Source organism: Syntrophomonas wolfei subsp. wolfei str. Goettingen G311, from assembly GCF_000014725.1.
GTDB lineage: Bacteria > Bacillota > Syntrophomonadia > Syntrophomonadales > Syntrophomonadaceae > Syntrophomonas > Syntrophomonas wolfei.
In genome coordinates this window covers 535,441-556,569 of record NC_008346.1, presented here as the reverse complement: position 1 = coordinate 556,569, position 21,129 = coordinate 535,441, and the positions used below count along the sequence as shown (strand labels likewise).

The 21,129-nt window shown below is 45.4% G+C and carries 20 protein-coding genes; 1 reads left to right on the top strand and 19 read right to left on the bottom strand.

Annotated features, from left to right (window positions below):
* Nucleotides 1-75 precede the first annotated feature (75 nt).
* The 12 genes from SWOL_RS13910 to mnmA form a co-directional block, all read right to left on the bottom strand.
* Nucleotides 76-294, bottom strand: a complete 219-nt coding sequence (locus SWOL_RS13910; RefSeq protein WP_278078280.1) for a DUF4911 domain-containing protein — start codon at nt 292-294, stop codon at nt 76-78.
* A 16-nt stretch (nt 295-310) separates the two neighbouring features.
* Nucleotides 311-1,546, bottom strand: a complete 1,236-nt coding sequence (locus tag SWOL_RS02405) for a peptidase U32 family protein (RefSeq protein ID WP_011639917.1) — start codon at nt 1,544-1,546, stop codon at nt 311-313.
* 341 nt (nt 1,547-1,887) lie between these two features.
* Nucleotides 1,888-2,925 (bottom strand): endolytic transglycosylase MltG, encoded by a 1,038-nt coding sequence (mltG, locus tag SWOL_RS02400; RefSeq protein ID WP_011639916.1) that lies wholly within the window; start codon nt 2,923-2,925, stop codon nt 1,888-1,890.
* Between the two features lie 342 nt (nt 2,926-3,267).
* Nucleotides 3,268-4,785, bottom strand: a complete 1,518-nt coding sequence (locus tag SWOL_RS02395) for a VanW family protein (protein WP_041427290.1) — start codon at nt 4,783-4,785, stop codon at nt 3,268-3,270.
* A gap of 66 nt (nt 4,786-4,851) precedes the next feature.
* Entirely contained in the window at nt 4,852-5,148 is a 297-nt protein-coding gene (locus tag SWOL_RS02390; protein WP_011639914.1) for a DUF1292 domain-containing protein, read from the bottom strand.
* An 82-nt stretch (nt 5,149-5,230) separates the two neighbouring features.
* Nucleotides 5,231-5,656, bottom strand: coding sequence for a Holliday junction resolvase RuvX (ruvX, locus tag SWOL_RS02385; RefSeq protein ID WP_011639913.1), 426 nt, complete (start codon nt 5,654-5,656; stop codon nt 5,231-5,233).
* 94 nt (nt 5,657-5,750) lie between these two features.
* On the bottom strand, nt 5,751-6,023 hold the full coding sequence (locus SWOL_RS02380) for an IreB family regulatory phosphoprotein (RefSeq protein WP_011639912.1): 273 nt from the start codon (nt 6,021-6,023) through the stop codon (nt 5,751-5,753).
* Nucleotides 6,024-6,078: 55 nt separating this feature from the next.
* Nucleotides 6,079-8,721 (bottom strand): alanine--tRNA ligase, encoded by a 2,643-nt coding sequence (gene alaS / locus SWOL_RS02375; RefSeq protein ID WP_011639911.1) that lies wholly within the window; start codon nt 8,719-8,721, stop codon nt 6,079-6,081.
* 156 nt (nt 8,722-8,877) lie between these two features.
* A complete protein-coding gene (locus tag SWOL_RS02370; protein ID WP_011639910.1) occupies nt 8,878-9,897 on the bottom strand; it encodes an AI-2E family transporter in 1,020 nt (339 codons plus the stop codon).
* A gap of 22 nt (nt 9,898-9,919) precedes the next feature.
* Nucleotides 9,920-10,096 (bottom strand): hypothetical protein, encoded by a 177-nt coding sequence (locus SWOL_RS14180; RefSeq protein ID WP_011639909.1) that lies wholly within the window; start codon nt 10,094-10,096, stop codon nt 9,920-9,922.
* A complete protein-coding gene (locus SWOL_RS02365) occupies nt 10,093-10,560 on the bottom strand; it encodes a PRC-barrel domain-containing protein (RefSeq protein WP_011639908.1) in 468 nt (155 codons plus the stop codon). The genes SWOL_RS14180 and SWOL_RS02365 overlap by 4 nt, the downstream gene beginning before the upstream one ends.
* Before the next feature lie 27 nt (nt 10,561-10,587).
* Nucleotides 10,588-11,604, bottom strand: coding sequence for a tRNA 2-thiouridine(34) synthase MnmA (mnmA, locus tag SWOL_RS02360; protein ID WP_011639907.1), 1,017 nt, complete (start codon nt 11,602-11,604; stop codon nt 10,588-10,590).
* Nucleotides 11,605-11,891: 287 nt separating this feature from the next.
* Here mnmA and SWOL_RS02355 point away from each other — a divergent pair, with 287 nt between their 5' ends.
* A complete protein-coding gene (locus SWOL_RS02355) occupies nt 11,892-13,214 on the top strand; it encodes a replication-associated recombination protein A (RefSeq protein WP_011639906.1) in 1,323 nt (440 codons plus the stop codon).
* A 21-nt stretch (nt 13,215-13,235) separates the two neighbouring features.
* Here the strand turns inward: SWOL_RS02355 and trxA are convergent, their stop codons facing one another.
* The 7 genes from trxA to SWOL_RS02320 all read right to left on the bottom strand — a co-directional run bounded on the left by trxA (nt 13,236) and on the right by SWOL_RS02320 (nt 21,074).
* A complete protein-coding gene (trxA, locus tag SWOL_RS02350) occupies nt 13,236-13,565 on the bottom strand; it encodes a thioredoxin (protein WP_011639905.1) in 330 nt (109 codons plus the stop codon).
* A 21-nt stretch (nt 13,566-13,586) separates the two neighbouring features.
* Nucleotides 13,587-13,862, bottom strand: coding sequence for a metal-sensitive transcriptional regulator (locus SWOL_RS02345; RefSeq protein WP_011639904.1), 276 nt, complete (start codon nt 13,860-13,862; stop codon nt 13,587-13,589).
* Between the two features lie 310 nt (nt 13,863-14,172).
* A complete protein-coding gene (locus SWOL_RS02340; protein WP_011639903.1) occupies nt 14,173-15,405 on the bottom strand; it encodes a peptidoglycan binding domain-containing protein in 1,233 nt (410 codons plus the stop codon).
* A 23-nt stretch (nt 15,406-15,428) separates the two neighbouring features.
* Entirely contained in the window at nt 15,429-16,217 is a 789-nt protein-coding gene (locus SWOL_RS02335; protein WP_155814110.1) for a PRC-barrel domain-containing protein, read from the bottom strand.
* 380 nt (nt 16,218-16,597) lie between these two features.
* Nucleotides 16,598-18,010 (bottom strand): hypothetical protein, encoded by a 1,413-nt coding sequence (locus SWOL_RS02330; protein ID WP_011639901.1) that lies wholly within the window; start codon nt 18,008-18,010, stop codon nt 16,598-16,600.
* A 355-nt stretch (nt 18,011-18,365) separates the two neighbouring features.
* Entirely contained in the window at nt 18,366-18,716 is a 351-nt protein-coding gene (locus tag SWOL_RS02325) for a hypothetical protein (protein ID WP_011639900.1), read from the bottom strand.
* Nucleotides 18,717-19,307: 591 nt separating this feature from the next.
* On the bottom strand, nt 19,308-21,074 hold the full coding sequence (locus tag SWOL_RS02320) for a sigma 54-interacting transcriptional regulator (RefSeq protein ID WP_081424761.1): 1,767 nt from the start codon (nt 21,072-21,074) through the stop codon (nt 19,308-19,310).
* Nucleotides 21,075-21,129: the final 55 nt, after the last annotated feature.

Genomic DNA, 21,129 nt, shown 5'->3' with positions numbered 1-21,129 from the left:
AGCGGTATATTTATGCAAGCTAATGCATATTTATAACTTTTTGCATTGACATCAAGTTTATATAAGAATTTAACCTTACTCCCTGGCCTTCACTGGAGCAGGAAGTATTGTTTCGTCCAAATTCAAAACTTCAACGGGGAAAGGCAGGTTATTCAATATTTCTTTTATTTCGGGGATAGTGTCTTCGCTTCCTCTTATTATTACCAGGCCTGAGCCGGAGTCAATAGTCGAAACGACTCCCAGGTGATCATAGGCCTCAATAATCTTGGTAAGCAGGTCAATTCGCTGGGGGATTAAGCGTAGAAAAATCTTATCCTTGATTTACCGTCCCCCCTTTTCTTAATATGGAAAATTCGGGCAGAGCATGGTCAAAGGGAATCAAGACCTTTTGTTGGGGATGGCGGGCCCGATCCAGGACTGCTAAATCTTCATCATATAGTTTTTCCAACACAAACCCCAGAAGTTCTCCCCCGGGCAATAGAAATTCCAGATAATCGCCACAGCCGAAATTAGCCCTTTGTTCGACTTCAATCAGGCCTTCCTGCTCGCGATAACCGGTAACAATAGCGCAAAATTGCGCCCGCAACGATATTTCTTCCTTGTCGATATCCTGGGCCCGGTCTTCTTCTTCGCCGATGAAAGCGCTGGTAAAGGGCCGGGTAGCGGTCTTGTGCAGCTCTGCCATCCAGACCGACAATTCCTCAGCTGTAAAAGGGGTCGTTCTTTCTCTATACCGGTCTATGGCCTGGCGGTAAACACTGGCCACACTGGCAAGATAAAGCGGGCTTTTCATGCGCCCTTCCACCTTTAAGGCATCCACTCCCGCTTCCAACAGGCGGGGGATATATTCCAACAGGCAAAGGTCGCGGGAATTCAATATATAACTGCCTCTTTCATCTTCCTCTATACCAAAATACTCCCCGGGTCTTTTTTCCTCAACCAGGGCGTAACGGTAGCGGCAGGGGTGGGCACAGGCTCCCTGGTTGGCGCTACGACCAGTCATGTAGTAGGAGAGTAAACAGCGTCCCGAATAAGATACGCACATGGCACCGTGAATAAATATTTCTATCTCTACGCTGCTTTTCTTTTTGATTTCTTCGATTTCACCAAGTTTCAATTCCCGCGCCAGGACAATCCGCCGAGCTCCCAGATCCTGAAAAAAGCAAGCCGCTTCATAGTTGCTGATATTGGCCTGGGTGCTTATGGTTAGCGGAATTGAGGGAGCATATTTTTGCGCCAAGCGTAATACTCCCAGATCTGATATTATGAAGCCATCTGGTTGCAAACTGGCCATTTCTTCCAGGTAAGCCGGTAATTTATGCATATCCTGGTTATGGGCCAGTATATTTACGGCCAGGTAGGCCTTCTTCTTTCTACTGTGGGCAAAGGCAAGGCCTTCCGCTATCTCAGCCCGGCTGAGGTTTCCGGCATAAGCCCTCAGGCCAAATTCCTTGCCGGCAAAATAAACGGCATCCGCGCCAAATAATACTGCCGTTTTAAGTTTTTCCAGGGTTCCAGCGGGGAGGACCAGTTCCGGCCCTTGCATAAAACAACCTCCTAAACAGCCCCTCACGGCCGCAACCTTATTAGTGACACCCGGCAGGGTGGAACACCAGGAGTACCCGAAGGGTGCAACCTTAATAATGACATCCAAAGGATGGAACACCAGGAGTACCCGCAACCTTAATAGTGACATCCAAAGGATGGAACATCAGGAGTACCCGAAGGGTGCAGGGTGCAGGGTGCAGGGTGCAGAGCCACAACCACCGATGAAACGTGAAGGAGCAGGCTCTTGAACAGTAAGAGGGGGCAGGAAATAATTTAAACCCCTCACCACTTACCCCTCACTCCTCACTTTTCTTACCAGCCCGGCATAACTGCAACTACTTATTGTCCATATTTTTCCTGCGCCTGCAGATGTTCCCTATAAGTCCGGGAAAAGAAATGACTCCCGTCTCCTTTGGCAACATAATAATAATAAGAATGCTCCTTAGGATTAAGAGCGGCATTTATTGAAGCCTCGCCCGGGCAAGCAATTGGACCCGGAGGCAAACCGGCATACTTGTAGGTATTATACGGGGAGTTTACTTCCAAATCGGCGTAGGTGACCAGCTCCTTATGCCTCTGCAGGGCATAGAGTACACTGGCGTCAATCTGCAACAGCATACCGGCATTCAAGCGATTTAGTATCACTCCCGCAATCATCGCTCTTTCTTCCGGCACCTGAGCTTCTTTTTCTATTAGGGAGGCCAGAGTGATGGTATGGTAAACACTCCAATTTTTAGCCTGGGCCTGCTCGGCAAACTTCTTTTGCCATACCTGCTCAAAATTGTTTAGCATAAGCACAATTACCTGCTGGCAATTATAATCTTCGGGAACAAAATAAGTCTCCGGATATAAAAAACCCTCCAGCCGGTTCTCGTTTTCTAAAGGAAGAGCTTTTAAAAAAGCAAAATCATAATCCTGTCTTATACTCATATTCCATTCTTCCTGACTGCAAAGCTGTTTCTTAATAAGCAGTCGCCCAATTTGTTCCAGGGTATAACCTTCGGGAATGGTAAAAGAAATATTGACTATCCGGCCCTGAACAAGATCATCAACAATCTCTTTCAGCGACTGGCTGCGGCTAAAACGATAGTGACCTGCCTTCAGGCTGCTATCATAACCATTCTTCTGACAGTAGGCCAGAAAAACACTTTGCTTATGTATCAACCGCTCATAATAAAGCAAGTCTGCCACCTGCCTGGCACCGGTTTTTTCCGGAATTACAATGTCCACCATAGTTTTATCAGAAGGATCCACCGGTTGGTACTGGCGGGCAATCATTTGTCCGGTAAAGAAAACTCCGGCCAATATTATAAATAGAACCGCCAGTATTATTGCTACAACTTTAGGTTTCTCCAATCTCAACTTTATTTCACTCATTTCTCTCCACTTTCTTCAGCAATTTTAATCTATACCCCGTGCCCTTCACCCATCAATTATAATGAGTGATTATACCGCAAAAAGTCATTAAAATTCATTGGCTTGTATAAATCTTCCGCTCAGCGTCCTTAATAGCGACCGCAGGGAACATCAGGAGTACCCGCAGGGTGCTGCATCCATGCTTCGACAACGCTCGCTTTGTATATTTGCACAACCCTTCTGCATCAAAAGAAGTTTTTGCAGTGGATTCATTGATAAACAGAATGCTTTCGTGTCAACAACCCCGTCCCCGTGTCATACTGTCTTCCGTCCTCCGATTTCCGCCTTCTGTCTTCCGATTTCCTATATTGTGATGGGCGGTGTACCCTCATCCCCATTCTCCGGCTGCGGGCTCGGAGTTTCCGGGGGCCCGGGTTCCACCAGTGGCGCTGCCTCGCCGGTACTGTCGCCAAGCGGGTCAGGCTCAACTTCATTCGGGGGATTCTCAGGATTATCAACATTCTCCGGCGGTGATTCCACCTTAATACCTGGCCCTACATAGATCAGCTTATCCAGGGGCTTGTAATAATCTGATGCCAGTTGCTCACTTTTAAGCAAGCGGCCCTCATCATCCATATAATTGCGAAATGATCTGACTACATAGCCCTGAATACCGGCATGGTCAATCTTTTCCTGGCCTGGATTAAGGCTGGGGTCGTTTTCCCGTATCTCTTTGAACGGAATGACCCGGTCTACAATAGTAGATAAATTGATATTCCTTTTTTCCGTCAGGTTGCCATATATAGTCATGGTAAGTTTGCCCGCCTGAGCCCAGGCCCTAATATAAAGCGGATAGGGGCTGTTGTTCTTAAAACGAAAATCCTGCAATCCGTAGACTACGGTGGCATCCCGCCCCACCGGAACATAGGCCACTGCCAGGGCATGATTGTGCCTCTCCACTATCTCCAATCCAGCCAGCAAAACAGTATTATAAAGGGTCGATGAAACCTGACATACGCCCCCTCCCAGACCGGGCTCAAATTTTCCATTGACAATCACCATAGCATCACGATAGCCAGTCTCTATAACTCTCTCCCCCACCCGACGGTTAAAGGAGAAAATCTCGCCGGGTGGTAGCATAGAGGTGTTAATAGCCGAGGATGCCAGGTAGAGATTATGGGAACGGTTTATTTCATTAACATTAAACCAGGTGGAAAATGAGGATAGTTCCCCCATATTGCTTAAATCCTCATCCTTCACCTGCGGCCATTCCTCTTGCATGGTGATAGGGATTTTTATTTCTTTCATTGCTCCCCACTCTTGAGGAAGATTAGCAAAAGTCTGCTCAGGATCTACCTTCAGACCTTTTCTGGCGGGAATTAATACCAATCCCTTTTGCTTATCTATCTCCAGGCGGGCATCTTCCGCTGCCACTCCCAGAACCTTATTCCACTCATCAATCATCTGGGCTTTAATCTCCGGTTTGTATTCCAGTTTCAGCGGATAGAAAATTTCCCGGGAACCATCCAGATTAGTAAGCTTGGAGGGCCAATCTCTTTCCTGCTCCTGTTGCCAGACCTTATTAACTGCTTCCTCATAGTTTATAGGATAGCTTAATTCCTCCAGTTTACTGGCAAAACTATATCCCTGGTAATAAAAGATTACAGGGGTTTTTTTGCAGTCCTCCAAATCCCGCTCCAGTCTTGATGCAGCCTGTTTATTAGTGTATCCCCCTACCGTTGTAGAAGCAATCTTGACCCCCGGCATAAAGTAGGGTGATTTATAAAAAACCTGAAAAAAATACATCGCTCCCGCTGAAGCTATTCCCAGCAACAATATCAAGCTAAAGAATATGCTTGTTTTTACTCTCTCACTGGCCAAAATCCTTCCCCCCACTATATCCCCAAAAGAAAAAAAGGAAGCCTCGCGGCTCCTTTTTTTTCGAAACTAAAGCTCTTCACTATCCACGAGTTCCTGCCAGGCTTCAACTACCATTTCCCATTCTGTTTCATCATCGATATCACTCAACAGTTCATTGCCTTCCTCATCGATAATTACTTTCAGAATAACCACTTCTCCGTCTTCTTCATCATATTCCTCATCTTCTTCATCCAGAGGAACAAGAACCCGGTACTTATCATTCTCGATTTCCAATTCAGCCAGCAGCTCAAACAGGTGCTCTATTCCATCCTCATCAACCAGTACCAAAATTGGAAAGTCTTCCTCCAAAAATTCTTCGGTCATAAAGTCACCTCTTTCATTAGATAAGTGTAATTCTATTGTTTTCCGGGGCTGTTGTCAAATCCTTCCTCAGCAAAGATTAATTTTAATAATCCTTCCCCAAAGAACCCCCGTCCAGGTAAGCCTGCAGTATGTGAACTGCCGCTATTTTATCTATCAGTTCTTTTCTCCTTTTGCGCGAAAGATCAGCTTCCAAAAGAACTCTTTCCGCACTCTTGCTGCTCAAGCGTTCATCCCAGAAATCAACCGGAATCTTTAATGCCTCCTGCAAGGCCCGGGCAAATTCCTGGGTTTCCAGAGCTTTAGGCCCCATAGTCCCATTCATGTTGAGGGGAAGACCCAATACTATCTTCTCAACCTGAAATTCCTGACACAGCTCTTGCAAATAGCTTAAATCTTTCTTCAGCCCTTTTCGCTGCAAAATCGAATGCCCTTGAGCCGTCCATCCCATAGGATCACTGAAGGCAATGCCGATTCTTTTTTCACCAAGGTCCAACCCCATTATACGCATAGAGTCCTTTTATTCCTCCTGTTTCCATAGTCACGGGGCCATTCTTTTCCATAGATAAACCAAACTAAATAGCGCCAGGCAATACCCGTATGGGTTACTCGCCTTTTCCCATGCTATTTTGCAGGTAGCTTTTTAATAAAACCTCCATTATTTCATCCCGATCTACTTTGCATATCAAGTTGCGTGCCTCACTATGACTGGTTATGTATGCTGGTTCCCCTGAAATCATATATCCCACCAGTTGATTGATCGGATTATATCCCTTCTCCTGTAAAGCCTGGTATACCGTATGCAATATGGCACGAACTTTATTCTCATCGTCCCTTTCCAGTTTGAAACTAACCGTTTCACCTGGTAATTGAGGCATAGTCAACACCTCCCTCAACCAGAATTTCTCCACTACTCCCTCAAATTCCTGCGCTTTAGGATAAGGTTTTTTTCACCATTTTTCTGGCTTCGGCCAAAGCCTCAGAAATTTTGCTCTTGTCCCTGCCTCCAGCCTGGGCCATATCTGGACGCCCTCCACCTCCGCCTCCAGCTACTTGAGCGGCGGCAGCAACTATCTTGCCGGCATGGAGTCCCTGCTCCAGCAAATCTTTGCTCACAAAACAAACAAAAGATACTTTTTCCCCTTTTATTGAAGCCAACATAACTATAGCCCGGCCCAACTTATCCTTCAGCATCTCGGCGTTTTGGCGCAGGCTGCCCGGGTCTTCAATATCCACCTCTTCAATCAAGATCCAGGCATCATTTAACTGGAAGGCCTTGTTCACCAGTTCATCACTGGAAGAACGCGATAAACGCTGCAGCAGGTTTTCAATCTCTTTATCTTTTTCCTTCAGTGAGTTATTCAAATTTTCAATCCTTTTTGCCAGCTCCAGCGGTGAGCTGCGCAAAGCGGAAGCCGCCTTTTTTAACTCGTCTTCCAGCTGTTTGATATATTCCAGGGCATAGCTACCGGTTATGGCTTCAATTCTTCTCAGTCCTGAGCCAATGCTTCCTTCTCCGGTAATTTTAAACAAACCAATTTGGCCAGTGTTTTGTACATGAGTACCACCGCAGAGTTCGCTGCTGTATGTATCAACCTGAACCACTCTTACTTCTTCCCCATATTTTTCTCCGAAAAGGGCCATAGCCCCCATTTCCCGGGCCTGGCCCAGAGCGGTTACCGTGGTGGTCACGGGATAAAGCTTCCATATGGCCTCATTTACCATCTGCTCAATCCGGGAAAGTTCTTCACTACTTAGAGCCTTGAGGTGAGAAAAATCAAAGCGCAGGCGGGCGGGTTCAACCAGCGAACCTTTCTGCTGGGCGTGTTCCCCCAGCACTTCACGCAGGGCCCGGTGCAAAAGATGAGTGGCAGTATGGTTTCTGGCCGTATCCATCCGGGCCGGGTCATCCAGCTGCAAACTAACCCCTTCACCAGTTGTTAGGACCCCCTCCACTATTCCATAATGGAGAATCCAGGCACTGAGCTTCTTGACATCCTGCACCCGTAGTAATCCTTCCTGTCCCTTTATAATACCACAGTCCGCTACCTGTCCCCCGCTCTCCGCATAAAAAGGAGTTCGGGCCGTAATTAAAATCACTTCTTCGCCATTAAGCGCTTTATCCATCAGTTCGCTGCCTTTAATAATGGCCAGGAGCACGGACTCATCCCTGCTATTTTCGTAACCGGTAAAGCTGCTGGGGGCGATGCCCGCAAGTTTTTCCGACAACAGGCGCTCCTGTCCTAGTAAATCTTCCCCTTTGTTGGCCTGCCGCGCCCGTTGACGCTGCTCTTCCATACTCCGGTCAAAACCCGCTTTGTCCAGCGTGAATTGGTTTTCTTCCGCCATATCTTCAGTTAAATCCAAAGGAAAGCCATATGTATCATAAAGCATAAACGCTTCTTCTCCCGGAATTACATTATCACCCCGCTGCCGCGCCCGCTCCATTATTTCTTCCGCTTTTTTCAAACCATCATTCAAGGTAAGCAGAAATCGTTCTTCTTCCAAACGAATTACTTCTTTGATAAAATCCTGTTTTTCCAGCAACTCGGGATAAGCTTCTTGCATTATGTCACAGACCACATCCACATTTTTATAGAGGAAAGAGCCCTCAATGCCCAGGAATCGTCCAAAACGCAAGGCACGGCGCAATATTCGGCGCAGAACATAACCCCGTCCATCATTACTGGGAAGCACACCATCGGCAATCAAAAAACTGCAGGCCCGGCTGTGGTCAGCAATTACGCGGAAGGGAAAACCTCTTTCCCCCTGCTCATAGGCTTTTCCGGTCAGTTCTTCAATCCTTTTAATAATGGGGATAAATAAATCCGTATCAAAATTGCTGTCCACTCCCTGTAAAATTGAACTCAATCTTTCCAAGCCCATGCCGGTATCAATACTGGGGCGGGGCAGCGGAGTCATCTCGCCGCTTTCATCCCGGTTAAACTGCATAAAGACCAGGTTCCAGATTTCCAGCCAGCGGTCACAATCGCAAACCCCGATGCCACAGTCGGGAGCTCCGCAGGAATACTCAATTCCCCGGTCATAGAGTATTTCGCTGCAGGGACCACAGGGACCGGTATCCCCCATGCTCCAAAAATTATCCTTTTCCCCCAACCTGACAATTCGCCCGGGGTCAATCCCGCTTATTTCCGGCCATAAATCAGCCGCCTCATCATCATCCTGGTATATAGTTACCCAGAGTTTTTCCTCAGGAAGTCCGACCACCTCGGTAAGGAATTCCCAGGCATAGCCAATAGCCTCGCGTTTAAAGTAATCACCGAAAGAAAAGTTACCCAGCATTTCAAAAAAGGTGTGATGCCGCGGGGTTCGCCCTACGGTATCCAGATCATTATGTTTCCCTCCTGCCCGAACGCACTTCTGGGAGCTGGTAGCCCGAACATATTTGCGTTTATCCAGTCCCAGGAAAACATCCTTGAACTGATTCATGCCGGCATTGGTAAACAAGAGAGTGGGGTCATTGACCGGCACTAGCGAGGAGCTTTCCACCACGCTATGCCCTCTTTCTTCAAAATATTCCAGAAAGGTTTTCCGGATTTCTGCACTGCTCCACACAGTATTTCCTCCTCTTTTCAACAAATAAAGATTGTTAATCTATTTTCTTGTAGAAAATCTCCTTTGTCAACTTGCTGGGGCTGCCGGCCAAAGAATTATTCCCGCTAAAAGCTTTCATGCCCAGAGAACACAGCGAAAAATGATTATCCACTCCTACTAGCTTTCTACCATCTTTAAGAAAGCCCACTGGATGACAACCTTCAGAGCAGCAGCCAGGGGCACGGCCAGGAGCATACCCCATATGCCCATCAGCTTACCTCCGGCCAGCAGAGCAAAGACAATAAGAAGAGGATGCATACCTAACTTACCTCCCATGATCCGGGGAGTTATAATATTACTCTCTACTTGTTGGATAATAACAACCGCCAGTCCCATGTATAGTGAGAGTTGTAAAGATTCGGAAAGGGCGATAAGTATCGCAAAAAAGCCGCCCAAAAAAGCGCCAAAATAGGGAACTAAATCAGCTACACCGGCTACCAAGCCAATCAAGAGGGGGAATTTAACCCCCAGTAAAGCGGCGGCAGTTCCGGTAAAGATACCTACAAAAGTGGCAATTATCAGGTGCCCTTTAAGAAATTCAATCAAAGCTTCATCTATCTTATCCAGAACGGCTTTAATCTCCCGGCGGAAGGAAGGGGAGAAAAGGCCTAAGAAAGAATCGCGTATTTTTTCCCAGTCATTAATTATATAAAAGGCCAGAATTGGGGAAAAAGCCAGGGCCAGAAATTTTCCCAAAAAACTATAAAAACCGCCCAAAAAATTCTTCAGGCCCTCAAAGAGCTTATTTTCTATCTGGTTAAGGTTTTCTTTTAATACAGGCGTCAGCTTGCCTAATTCCATCCCGTCTATGCTTTTGGCCATATTCCGCGCCTGATCCGCATAATCGGGCAGTATCCCTGCCATCTGGTTTAATTCCACAACCATGGCCGGTACAGCCAGGGAAAAGAATAGAGAAAAGACCGTCAACAGCAGCAGGTAGAGGAGCAAAATCGCCCAAACCCTTTTTAACCCCTTTCTTTCCAAAAAGGATATGGGGCGAAAGAGTAAATAAGCCAGAACGGCCCCCAAAAAAAAGGTGAGTAAGACTTCTCTGACCAGGAATAAAAAATAAATGGTGGCCAGGACCACCACAATAAAGAAGAAATATCGATATATCTTACTACTGGCGGGCAGCATTTTTTGGCCTCCCTTTAAATTGCTAGATAAGCTGGGAAGAGCTTTCCATAGCTACCAGGGTCCCATCTTCAGCCACTTCATAAAGGTTGAGCATACCTTTGCGGAAATTAAATTCCAGAAAGCAATTCCAGCAATAATATTGATCACTACCTACCCGGCCAACCTGCAAACCACCGCAGACCGGACACTTGATAATCATTCCTCTTGGCTCCCTTCACCAGCCAGAACTCCGCTCTTGACACTCTTCCAGGAAACCTCCTGCAGGGACAATTCTCTTCTTCCCTTTAAAATATCGTTAATGGTCCCAGAGGAAATCTCCAGGCCCTGAACCTGTTTTTCTGTCGGGGAGAGAATAAAATCGGAGACTATCCCTAGTTCTTTGCCCTGCCGGTCAAATACGGTATCTCCCAGCTTTTTTTCGTATACTGATAATTCTTCCCCATAGGCATAGGATTTAATACAGTGCAAATCCCAGATCTTTACTGCATCCAGAGTTAAGTCAAAATCATCGCGAAAGATAAGCCCGGCTTTACCATCTTCCCCTTTGACCACCAGATACAGAAGTCCAAAATCATCCCCAATAACCGCCTTTTGCACCACCGCAACCACTTCTGCCCGGGAGGCTAAAAAAACAGGTAAGTGCTGAATGTTGCGCGTTTTCAATCATTTGCCCCCTTTGGCCTGAAGAACTTAATAAATTGTCCCCCCGCCTAAAACATAATCTCCCTGGTAATAGACTACACTTTGTCCAGGTGTTGCGGCCCGCTGGGCCTCATCAAAAACCAGTTCCCAGATATCATCCTCGATACAGTGCAAGATAGCTTCTGACTCCCTGGCCGCATAACGAATTTTGGCCTTAACCTTGATGAGTAGCTCAAAATCTTGGGAGCAGATAAAATGATTCTGTTTAAAGCGAAGCAACTTGCTGAATAGTACTTCATTCTCCCCCAGCAGAATCTGGTTTTTTTCAGGATCAATTTTGAGCACATAAAGCGGACGCCCGGCACTTACCGCCAATCCCCGGCGCTGGCCAATGGTGTAAAAGGGAATGCCGCGGTGCCTTCCCAGTATCTTTCCCGTCCGGTCCAGGAAACTACCTTCTTTATAGCTTACATGCGGGCGGATGAATTCCCGGTAATCCCCAGGTATAAAGCATACTTCCTGGCTTTCTTTTTCCTCTGCCAGCTGTAGATGATAGCGGCGGGCCATCTCTCGCACTTCTTCTTTCCTATATCCACCCAGGGGAAAGATGAGCCTGGATAACTGCTGCTGCTTTAAGCGATAAAGAAAGTAGCTCTGGTCTTTACGAGGATCTACGCCTTTCATAAGGCGGTAACATTGACTCTTGTCATCATAATCGATGCGAGCATAATGACCGCTGGCCACTTTATCGGCTCCCAAATCCAGCGCGGCCTTTAACAGCAAGCCAAACTTAATCTCTTCGTTGCATTTTACACATGGATTGGGGGTATGGCCCTGTTCATATTCCCTACAAAAATAATCCACCACGGCTGACTGAAAAGGCTCCCGCAGATCCACCACCTTATGCTCTATTTGCAGTTCATTAGCAATCCGGGCGGCTTTTTCCCCGGCTTCCCGCTCCAGGTGAACCATGGTTAATCCGGTGACTTCATATCCCTGCTCCCGCAATAGCAAAGCAGAAACTGTACTATCTATACCTCCGCTCATCAATACTGCAACCTTCACTCTACCGTCTCCCTAAGTAATTTCTACTATTATACCCTTTTCAGTCGTCTTCAGTCCCTTTAACATTTAAGTATCGGAATAAACTGCGGAGTTTCAACACACCGCTACAACAAGATGGGAGGGATTAGGACCCCCGCCTGTTTTCTTAATAGGAACCCAGCCGCTTAAAGAAGCGGGGGACATATTTCACCTCGTTATAAATGATCTGCTATCTTGGCAGGGCAGAACATTTATTCTATAATGGGCTTAAGTTTACCTGAAACTATTGAGAATATGAGGAGAAAAGTATGGATTTATTTTCGCTCGCCGATGAGAAAAAATTTGATGCCCATGCCCCTTTGGCCTGGCGTATGCGCCCTCGCAGCCTTGATGAAGTTGTAGGTCAAGAGCATATTATCGGGCCGGATTCTCCCTTGCACCAGGCTATAGAAAATGACCGCCTGCAGTCTTTTGTTCTCTATGGTCCTCCCGGCAGCGGCAAAACCACCATTGCTCATATCATTGCCAGAACTACCTCCTCTCATTATGCCGCCATTAAAGCCGTAAGTTCTGGTGTTGGCGAAATACGCAAAATTGCTGCCGATGCCGCCGATCACCTTAAATATTATCAACAATCGAGCATCATCTTTGTTGATGAGATTCACCGTTTTAACAAGTCCCAGCAGGATGTACTACTGCCTTATGTTGAAGACGGCACCCTGATTTTAATCGGGGCTACAACGGAAAACCCCCTCTATGAAATAAACAATGCGCTATTGTCCCGCATGAAGCTTTATATTATGGAAGCTCTAAACGCCAACAGTCTCCGCCGTATTGTCGAACAGGCCCTGGCTGACCCGGAACGAGGCCTGGGAAAGCATAATATAAGTATTGATGAGCAGAGTATGGTCATGATTGTGCAAGCAGCGCAAGGGGATGCCCGTACCGCCCTTAATATCCTGGATACTCTGCATAATTCCTATAGCAGTAAAGACGGTAGTCTAAGGATTACCCCTGAACTGCTGGAGAAAGTCACCGGGCGCCTAATCCTCAAGTATGACCGTAGCGGAGATTACCATTATGATACTATTTCCGCCTTTATTAAAAGCATACGGGGCTCCGACCCGGATGCCGCACTATTCTGGCTGGCTGTAATGCTGGAAGGAGGGGAAGATCCCAAGTTTATTGCGCGCCGGCTTATCGTCCATGCCGCAGAAGATATCGGACTGGCCGACCCCTATGCCCTTACTCTAGCTGCTTCTACCGCCAGGGCCCTGGAGTTCGTAGGGATGCCCGAAGCCCGTATTCCCCTGGCCGAGGCTACCATATACCTGGCTACCGCCCCCAAAAGCAACAGCAGCAAAATGGCTATTGATAAGGCAATTAACACAGTGCAAAACACTCCCCGGATTATTGTTCCACCCCATATCGCCGATAGCTCTCATTCACAGTCGGCATCATTGGGTAAAGGTAAAGGCTATAAGTACCCTCATGATTATGGAGGTTATGTAAAACAGGAATATCTCCCCCAGGAGATTGAGGGGATTACCCTGTACGAACCGGGAAAAAACGGCTATGAGCAGAATATTCGGGATTTCCTGCAGAAAATAAAAAAACAGCCACCCCCATAAGTAGAGGTGGCCTTTTTGCCTTTAGCTTCCGCTTACTTCATCAATGGCTTTTTGTAATTGTGCTTTATTCTGAGCGCCAACAATTCTTTTTACTTCTGAGCCGCCCTGGAAAAAGGCCAGGGTGGGTATACCCCTGATACCGAAACGAGCTGCCAGGTCCTGATTCTCGTCAACATTAACTTTGCCAATATTAATCTTGCCTGCATTCTCGGCGGCCAGGCTTTCTACCACCGGTCCCACCATCTTGCAGGGCCCGCACCAGGGAGCCCAAAAGTCAACCAGAACCGGCAAATCAGACTGCATTACTTCTTTCTCCCAATTATCCTGGTTGAATATCTTGATATCTGCCATATTATCCCTCCTAGCATTATCTTACTTAATAAGTCTTCCCATCATATTAACAATCTCTTTCAGGTTTTCTTCCTGTCTTTCTTCGTCCATGGCTTTAACAATGCATTCCTGAGCGTGTTTTTCGAAAACAATAATACCAACTTGATTGATGGCCGATTTAACCGCGGAAATCTGGGTGAGAATATCCATACAATCCGCTTCTTCTTCCATCATGCGTTGTATTCCCCGCACCTGCCCTTCGATGCGCCTTAAGCGAACCAGGATGTTTTTGCGGGTTTTTTCTTTATTCTTGTCCATTCTTTATACCCCCCCATGGGTATCTAATCGTATGATAAACAGCTTTTTGTTTTCTGTCAAGTAAAATTTTCCCTACAGACTCTGCCCTCTAAAAAAAAGGATAGCCATAAGTATGAAGCTATCCTACCAAATTTCTTTACTCTTTCCTATAATACAAAATAGAATATAGACATACCCACAGCCAAAGACAACAAGACCCAGAGAAGGGTACGCAAAAGCTCCATTTTAACCTGCTGGCCCAGTTCTTCCATTCATTTCCCCTCCTTTTACTATTGATGCCCTTATTAGTAATTATACATACTACTTAATTCTATTTTCTTGTGTTTCCAGGGCCTACTACTATTATGGTATCAGAAGCTGGAGTAAGCTCCTCGGATAGAAGACTTTTTTCCACCACTTTTCCTCCGCTGGTAACTACCCGGTAATTCCGCAGAATGAATCCTTTTTTCCCTTCCTGCTGAATTATTCTTTGCTGTGGTGAAAGACGATGATTAAGCTTAATCTGTACTTCTGGGTATACATCTTCCCGTTCGCTTAGCAGCGTAATCTCCTTGCCGAGTTCTGTCTGGCATCCATATATCTTTACCAGAAGAGTATGTTCACTCATACTGGTAGTCAAAAGCAACGGATACTGCAGCTTATTCTCCATTACTGATTGCTTATCTTTCTCCTGCATACCGGCCTGTAGGCAAGCCTGAACGATAGCCCCCTTAATCTGGGCTTTGGTTTCACTGCCAACATCCATTGCTGCTTCGCGCCCAGAGTCCATAATAGTCGGTAAATCCAATTTTTCGCCATGCATTATTATTAGACCGTTTAGCTTCTCCAGCAAAGCAGATGTTTCCTGGCTCACATGGTCAATTCTCCTGGCACTTACAGCAATGACATCTTTGACGGTTTCAATGTCTTCAATCTTTACGCGCGGATGTACCTCAGTTGCAATAATTTCGATAGGCCCCAGTATTCCTTTTCCCAGTGCATCTGATATATGATTCATACTTGCATTCACATTAATCGAATAGCCATTCTGATGGGCCCGGTACTCAAGAAAGTCGTGGTTATAGACAATCCTGGCATCAATCGCCGGTTGGTCATAATCTCGTTTTATCTGCAATATTTTTTCTAATATGGCTTTTTTACTCCAGGATAATGCCGGTTTAATCTCCTGCCTCTGTCCTCTTGCTACACTGTGCTTGACCAGGGTTGCCACCCCCTGGCCTGGGAAGAGTTCCTCTTCTATTTTATCCAAGCTGGCGGCAACATCATAGCTAATTCCTATTTCTTCCATAGGCAGGGAGATTTCCTGCTTCCCTACTACCAAGCTTAGTTTATCACCCAGGTTGGACGCCAATTCTGATTGTAGCAGAGCATAAGCTTCCTCTTTACTCATATCCGCCAGGGATATCCCCCCCAGCCAGAGATTTGATGGATAATAGTCTTGGTCCCGTGCGGCGAGGGCAAAGGAAACAATAAGCAGTGATGCACTTATTGCTATCACTGCCATTGAAATGACCTTAAGCCAAAGTTTGCCAGCATCCGTCATAGCTATTCTCCCCAATATTCAATCTACCTCGCACATTGTGTAAGCTCAATAAACCTGTTATTTCTTTCTGCCAAATCCAAAATTTCTTCAGTAATCACTGTCTCCTGAGCAATCAGAACATTGCCAATAGCGTCTTTTATGTCCTGGATAAGCTTTTTCCCTAGTAAAAACTGCCGCTGCTTCTGCTTAAAAAAAGCTGCTCCATCACTGCTTCCTGCTGAAGGAGAAGCGGTAGGAGTAGCCAGCGGAGTTGGTTCGGAGGAGGTCACTGCAGTAACGGCGACAGGAGAAACCAGCTTTTCAGCTTCAACTGCTTTTTGCTGCAATGAGACTTCAGTGCTCTCTTCATGTTTTATAACAATAACATCAACCCCATATGTCATTACTTGCTTAGCATCAATAATCTCAATCTTGGACTCGTCTTCCGCGGTCCTAAATTCCAAGCAGGCAATGGCTCCGGTATCTTCATCCACTATATACTCACTTATTACGCCAATTAAGTTACCCTTGTTAGTTAATACCCGGTTTCCCTTTAGCTCAATATGGCGCTCCAGAAGCTTATTGGCATTGGCTGTTTCATTAATTGTAGTTAGCAGGTTTTCACTCTCCGTTGTAACTGCGTGTTCACCAATACCCATTACCGACTTGTAGCCCAGAACACGGGCACCATCATACCAGTTTCGATTGCTAACTAAAATAAAATCCACTTTTCCCTCTTCGGGGTTAATGACCAGATCCTTAACCTGCCCAATCTTTTTGCCGTCTAGTATCGCAAAAACAGGCAAACCAATAATCTCCTGGGTCTTCTTCATAGTTCCTGCTCCCTTCATGTAATATCCCGAGTTCCATTCCCGGTTAAGCCTGCATCAATACCCGCATTACCCGGGAAAACTTGCTGTATTCCGCTCCGATTCAATATTTTTACTATTCCCCTGCCTATTATTGTTGCATCTTATTATATCAGTCTACCCTCGAATTTTGTATTTTTAAATAAAAACGGCCCAGAAACACTTATTTACAATATACGCTTACTCGCCTTCACCAGGTTGTATCCAAAGCAAGGGATTTAAGCATCGTAAGAAACTGCGGAGCAGTTTCAACACACCGCTGCAATGAGTGCAAGGGATTAGAACTCGCCGCCTGTTTTGTTAATAGAAACCCGGCCGCATAGCGGGGGAAATATTACACCTCGTTATAGTTGGTTTTCGTCAATAAACTGATAAATATTTAGCAACTCTATACTCAAATTCCTCTTCAATTCGTCATCCATAGTAATATCCCATGCTTCCTCGAAGCAAGCCGCAGCTTCCGGTAAATTCGCCGCTTCTTTATGTAAGAATCCCTGTTCAATCAATTCAAGTATTCTGGCATTAGCATTGTTCATAATAAGAGTATCTTCTTCCTTAAAAGTATCCGCTTGTTCAATTTTCATTGGCTCTTCATCGTGGACGGCTACCGGTAAATCCTGTTCTTCCATCCAGGCTGCCTCTTCCACCGGCTCTGCTACCGCCGCTGCTTCAAGGACTCCCACAACTTCCTCGTTTGCAGCTTCCTCATCGAGGATAGATTCTCCTTCATCAGCCAACTCTTCTATGGTCTTCTCGGCCAGATTTTCTACAGACTCTATGCTTATATCCTCGTCCAGTTTCTCTATTATCTTCTCTGCCCCATCATCAGGCAAGTCATTATCGTACTCTGCAGGTTCTATCTTTGCTTCTATCCTATCTTCCGTTTCTGTCCCTTCTGCTGTTTCTTCTCTTTCTTCTACCACTTCTTCTATCTCTTCTACTATTTCTTCTTTTTCTTCTTCTGCCCCTTCTTCCGCCTCTAAGCTTTCTTCGACCTCTTCACCTTCTTCTTCGAGCTCTTCCACCAGCAAATCTATTCCTTTTCCGCCCGTATCCGCCAGCTCAAGTTCTGCCATTATGTCTATTTCTTCCAATATTACCTCTTCTTCTATAGAGCCCACACCATCTATGGCTTTTTCTTCAAGAGCAGTAGTCTCTACCTCGATTTCTGCATCCAGCGATCTTGATTCATCAATTGCGAAGTGCAAAGTTTCTGCTTCGCTCTCTTCCTCAGTAACTACTGGCTTGACTGCAAGTTCCCCACTATCTTCTTCAAGCAGCTCTGCCGCAGCAAACTCTTCCTCTCTCATTTCTTCTGTCGTCACAGTTGATTCCAAGACTAGCGCAGCTTCCGGTACTCCTTCAATCAAGCCGGTAGGTACTGAATCCCCTTCCAGATTTTCAAAGGCTTCCACTCGTAGACCTGATAAATCGCTATCCAACCTGGTCTCAATAGTCTCCATAAGCTTTTCCAGTTCAGGACCGGTAACCAACCTGCCTTTCGACTGGGGAGCAAATTCTCCTTCGTTAGCTAACAAATAACGAGTAATAACTACAATAAGCAAAATATAACTTAGAAAAGAACTTAATATACCCAATCGCACTACCGTAATGGGAAAGGTAATTATAATAAGCAAAGAAAGAGTGAGAATAATAGCCATGTTTCTTTTTCCCAATCCTTCTCTTCTTAAAAAATAAGCCATTATTGATCCTATTGGTAAAAATATCAATAATACATAGATTATATATTCCCGCATACATTACCCCTTAATCCAAAGTATCCTAAGTATCCTAAAATAGCTTCGACAAGGATAAGTTATTTCCTTTAAAAGATATTAAAAAAGCTGAAATACTGCTAGAAAATGAGTAAAAAAGTGCTTATTAATATCTTTGACATTTATTTATAATTTCCTCCTTGATTGCAGTGAGCAAAACCTTATTCTAATAATCATGCTATAAGAATAAAAGCAATTTCTATCCAAACAAATTTTCCAAGTATTAAAAAGAAGGAGGCCCGCATTGCGGGCCTCCTTCTTTTTCTCAAACTACACTTCCTCATTAAGTATAATCTGTCAACAAACCTGCTGGGGAAGCATTAAACATGATGGTAATTTAGCTGACCAGGGCCAGATTTTTTACCTTAATTCCCTTGGCTACAAAATCCGCCTCTACAGCGCTACTATCTTCTACTATTCCTTTTCTAAGCTCTTCGTTGAATTCCTCCAGGCTCAAGCGCTGGGTTTTGATTACCGGAAATTCCATAAGCTCCAGCTCTTCAAGGTAGATTGCTGCTAAATCTTTCTTGTCTTCAGAAGCTATGAGGCCCTGGCGTATCTCCTCATTGAAATCCTCCATTGAAAGCAACTGGCTTTTCACTACGGGAAAGTTCATCTTTTCCAGTTCTTGAAGATAGCTATCATCTACTATAAGATTTGTACCTGCAAAAGCTTTTTTGTCTATCATGTGCAATTCCCCCCTTTACTTTTTTCCCCCAATATCCTTTTTTCTCTCTTCTCTCTTCTCTCTTCTCTCTTTTTTTACTCTTTACCAACAATCCGCTCTGCTTCCCAACAGGTGGCGCTCTACTATACAAATAAGCAAGAAGTATGCCAAAAAAGCGCTGCTCTCCCTGGGTAAGAGAAAAGCCGCCAATCCTTTAGTTCAGATGGCAGCCCTTTTATTCACAAGACCAATGTATCGTTTATATTTTTCGATAATAGGAAAGCCGTTGCAGGCCATGTGCAAAAAAGTACATACTACCCGTATCTTATCAGCCCTTTCCTAAAATAGGAGAGTAACGGAAAGATAAACTGATATGAGGAGTGAGAGGTAACAAGTAAATAGGGTTTTGATTCTGAAGGATGTTGACCCTTCGGGTGCAACTATTAAAGGCTGCGCTCATGGGGGGTTAGTGAGAAAAGTGAGGAGGAATGGATTATTGGTCGTCGGTCGCTTCACCCTTGCAGGTCGCTATTGAGTCTTCGCTCCATGGGGGAATAATTAGAAAAGTAGCGAGTGAGGGCTATAGAGGTCAGGGAAGAAGAGTAGCCGGAGCTATTCCAGGCCGTATTTACTCAATTTACGGTACAAAGCGGAACTGTGAATGCCCAGCATCTTGGCGGTTTGCTGTTTGTTTCCCCCACTTTCCTGCAAATACTGGATTATCATCTGTTTTTCTATCTTCTCGATAAGCTGGGGAAGACTGCTCTGCCCGTCATCCAGTATCTCGATTTTAGCAAATTTCTTATCCTTGTTTTTCTGATTCAGAGAAGGAAAATGCTCCATCCGGATTAACTGCTCGCCGTGCATTAGTGCCAAATTTATGGCCCTTTCCAGCAGGTTCTCCAGTTCCCGTACATTGCCGGGCCAGGAATATTCCTGCAGTAAATCTATCGCTTCTGGCTCAATCCCGGAAATATCGGTTTTCAAACACTGGTTTATTCTATGAATCAAATCATTAACCAAAAGGGGAATATCATCCATTCGCCTTCTCAAAGGGGGTATATTCAATCCTACAACATTGAGGCGATAATATAGATCCTCACGAAACTCCTGATTTTCCACCATTTTTTCCAGGTCGCGGTTGGTGGCGGCGATTACGCGGACATTAATAGCTATTGGGGTGGTTCCTCCCACCCTTTCCACCACTTTTTCCTGTAAAACTGTTAAGAGCTTGGTCTGCATGGTCAAGGGCATATCGCCGATTTCATCGAGGAAAATAGTCCCCCCCTTGGCCAGTTCAAATTTTCCCGGTTTCCCACCCTTTCTAGCCCCGGTAAAGGCTCCTTCTTCATAGCCAAAAAGCTCTGACTCCAGCAAATTTTCGGGCAAGGCGGCACAATTTATTCTTACAAAAGGCCAATTTTTCCTTTCACTGCCATTATGAATGGCCTGGGCAAAGAGTTCCTTGCCGGTACCGCTTTCTCCGGTAATGAGAATCGTAGATATGCTGTAAGAAAGTTGCCGGGCCATGGACTTTACCGCCAGGAACTCCTGACTGCAACCAACCAAATCGTCAAAGATCCACCTGGCACTATATATCTGACTTACCTCATCCCGGTAAAGGCTTAATTCCTTCTCCGTTTCCTGCAGTTTCTTGGCCAGGATTTTAGCCCCGGACATATCCAGGAACAGGCTGTGTCCGATAGCTCCTATTATCTTGCCATGCTTTATGATGGGGGTACGGGTAACTATGGTATCCTGGCCTCGGATAGGCCATATATCTGCTTTATCCACCCTGCCGGTTTTCAGTATTTCTATCATCTTGGAATGAGGCAGGATTTCCAGTACATATTTGCCTATTACCTCCTCTTTTTTCATCTCCAAAATATCCAAAAAGGTCTGGTTCATTACCGTAATATAACCTTCTTTATCAACAATTACATAGGCCATATGAGGACTTTCTATCAAACCCTCCAGAATAGCGGTGAATTCCTTCTCCGTTTCCTGCAGTTTTTTCATAAGAATCTTGGCCCCGGACATGTCCAAAAAAAGGCTACTGGCAATAGCCCCGATTATTTTCCCGTTCTTAATAATCGGCACCCTGGTTACTATGGTATCCCTTCCCTTTACTGTCCAAATGTCCGCCTTGTCCATACGACCGGTTCGCAAAACCTCAGGTAACCCTGAACTAGGGGTTATATCCAGAATATTCCTTCCTACGACATCTTCTTTCTTCATCTCCAGAATATCCAGGTAGGTTTGGTTAATGGAGCTAATTATTCCATCACTGTCAACAATCACATAGAACATATAGGGATTTTCAATCAAACCCTCAAGTATACTGGTAATCTCATTAACTGTTAGATCTGACACAGCCATTCACCCCTTTTACCACTTGCTACATAAACATGTAGCCTGTATGACTTACCAGGGT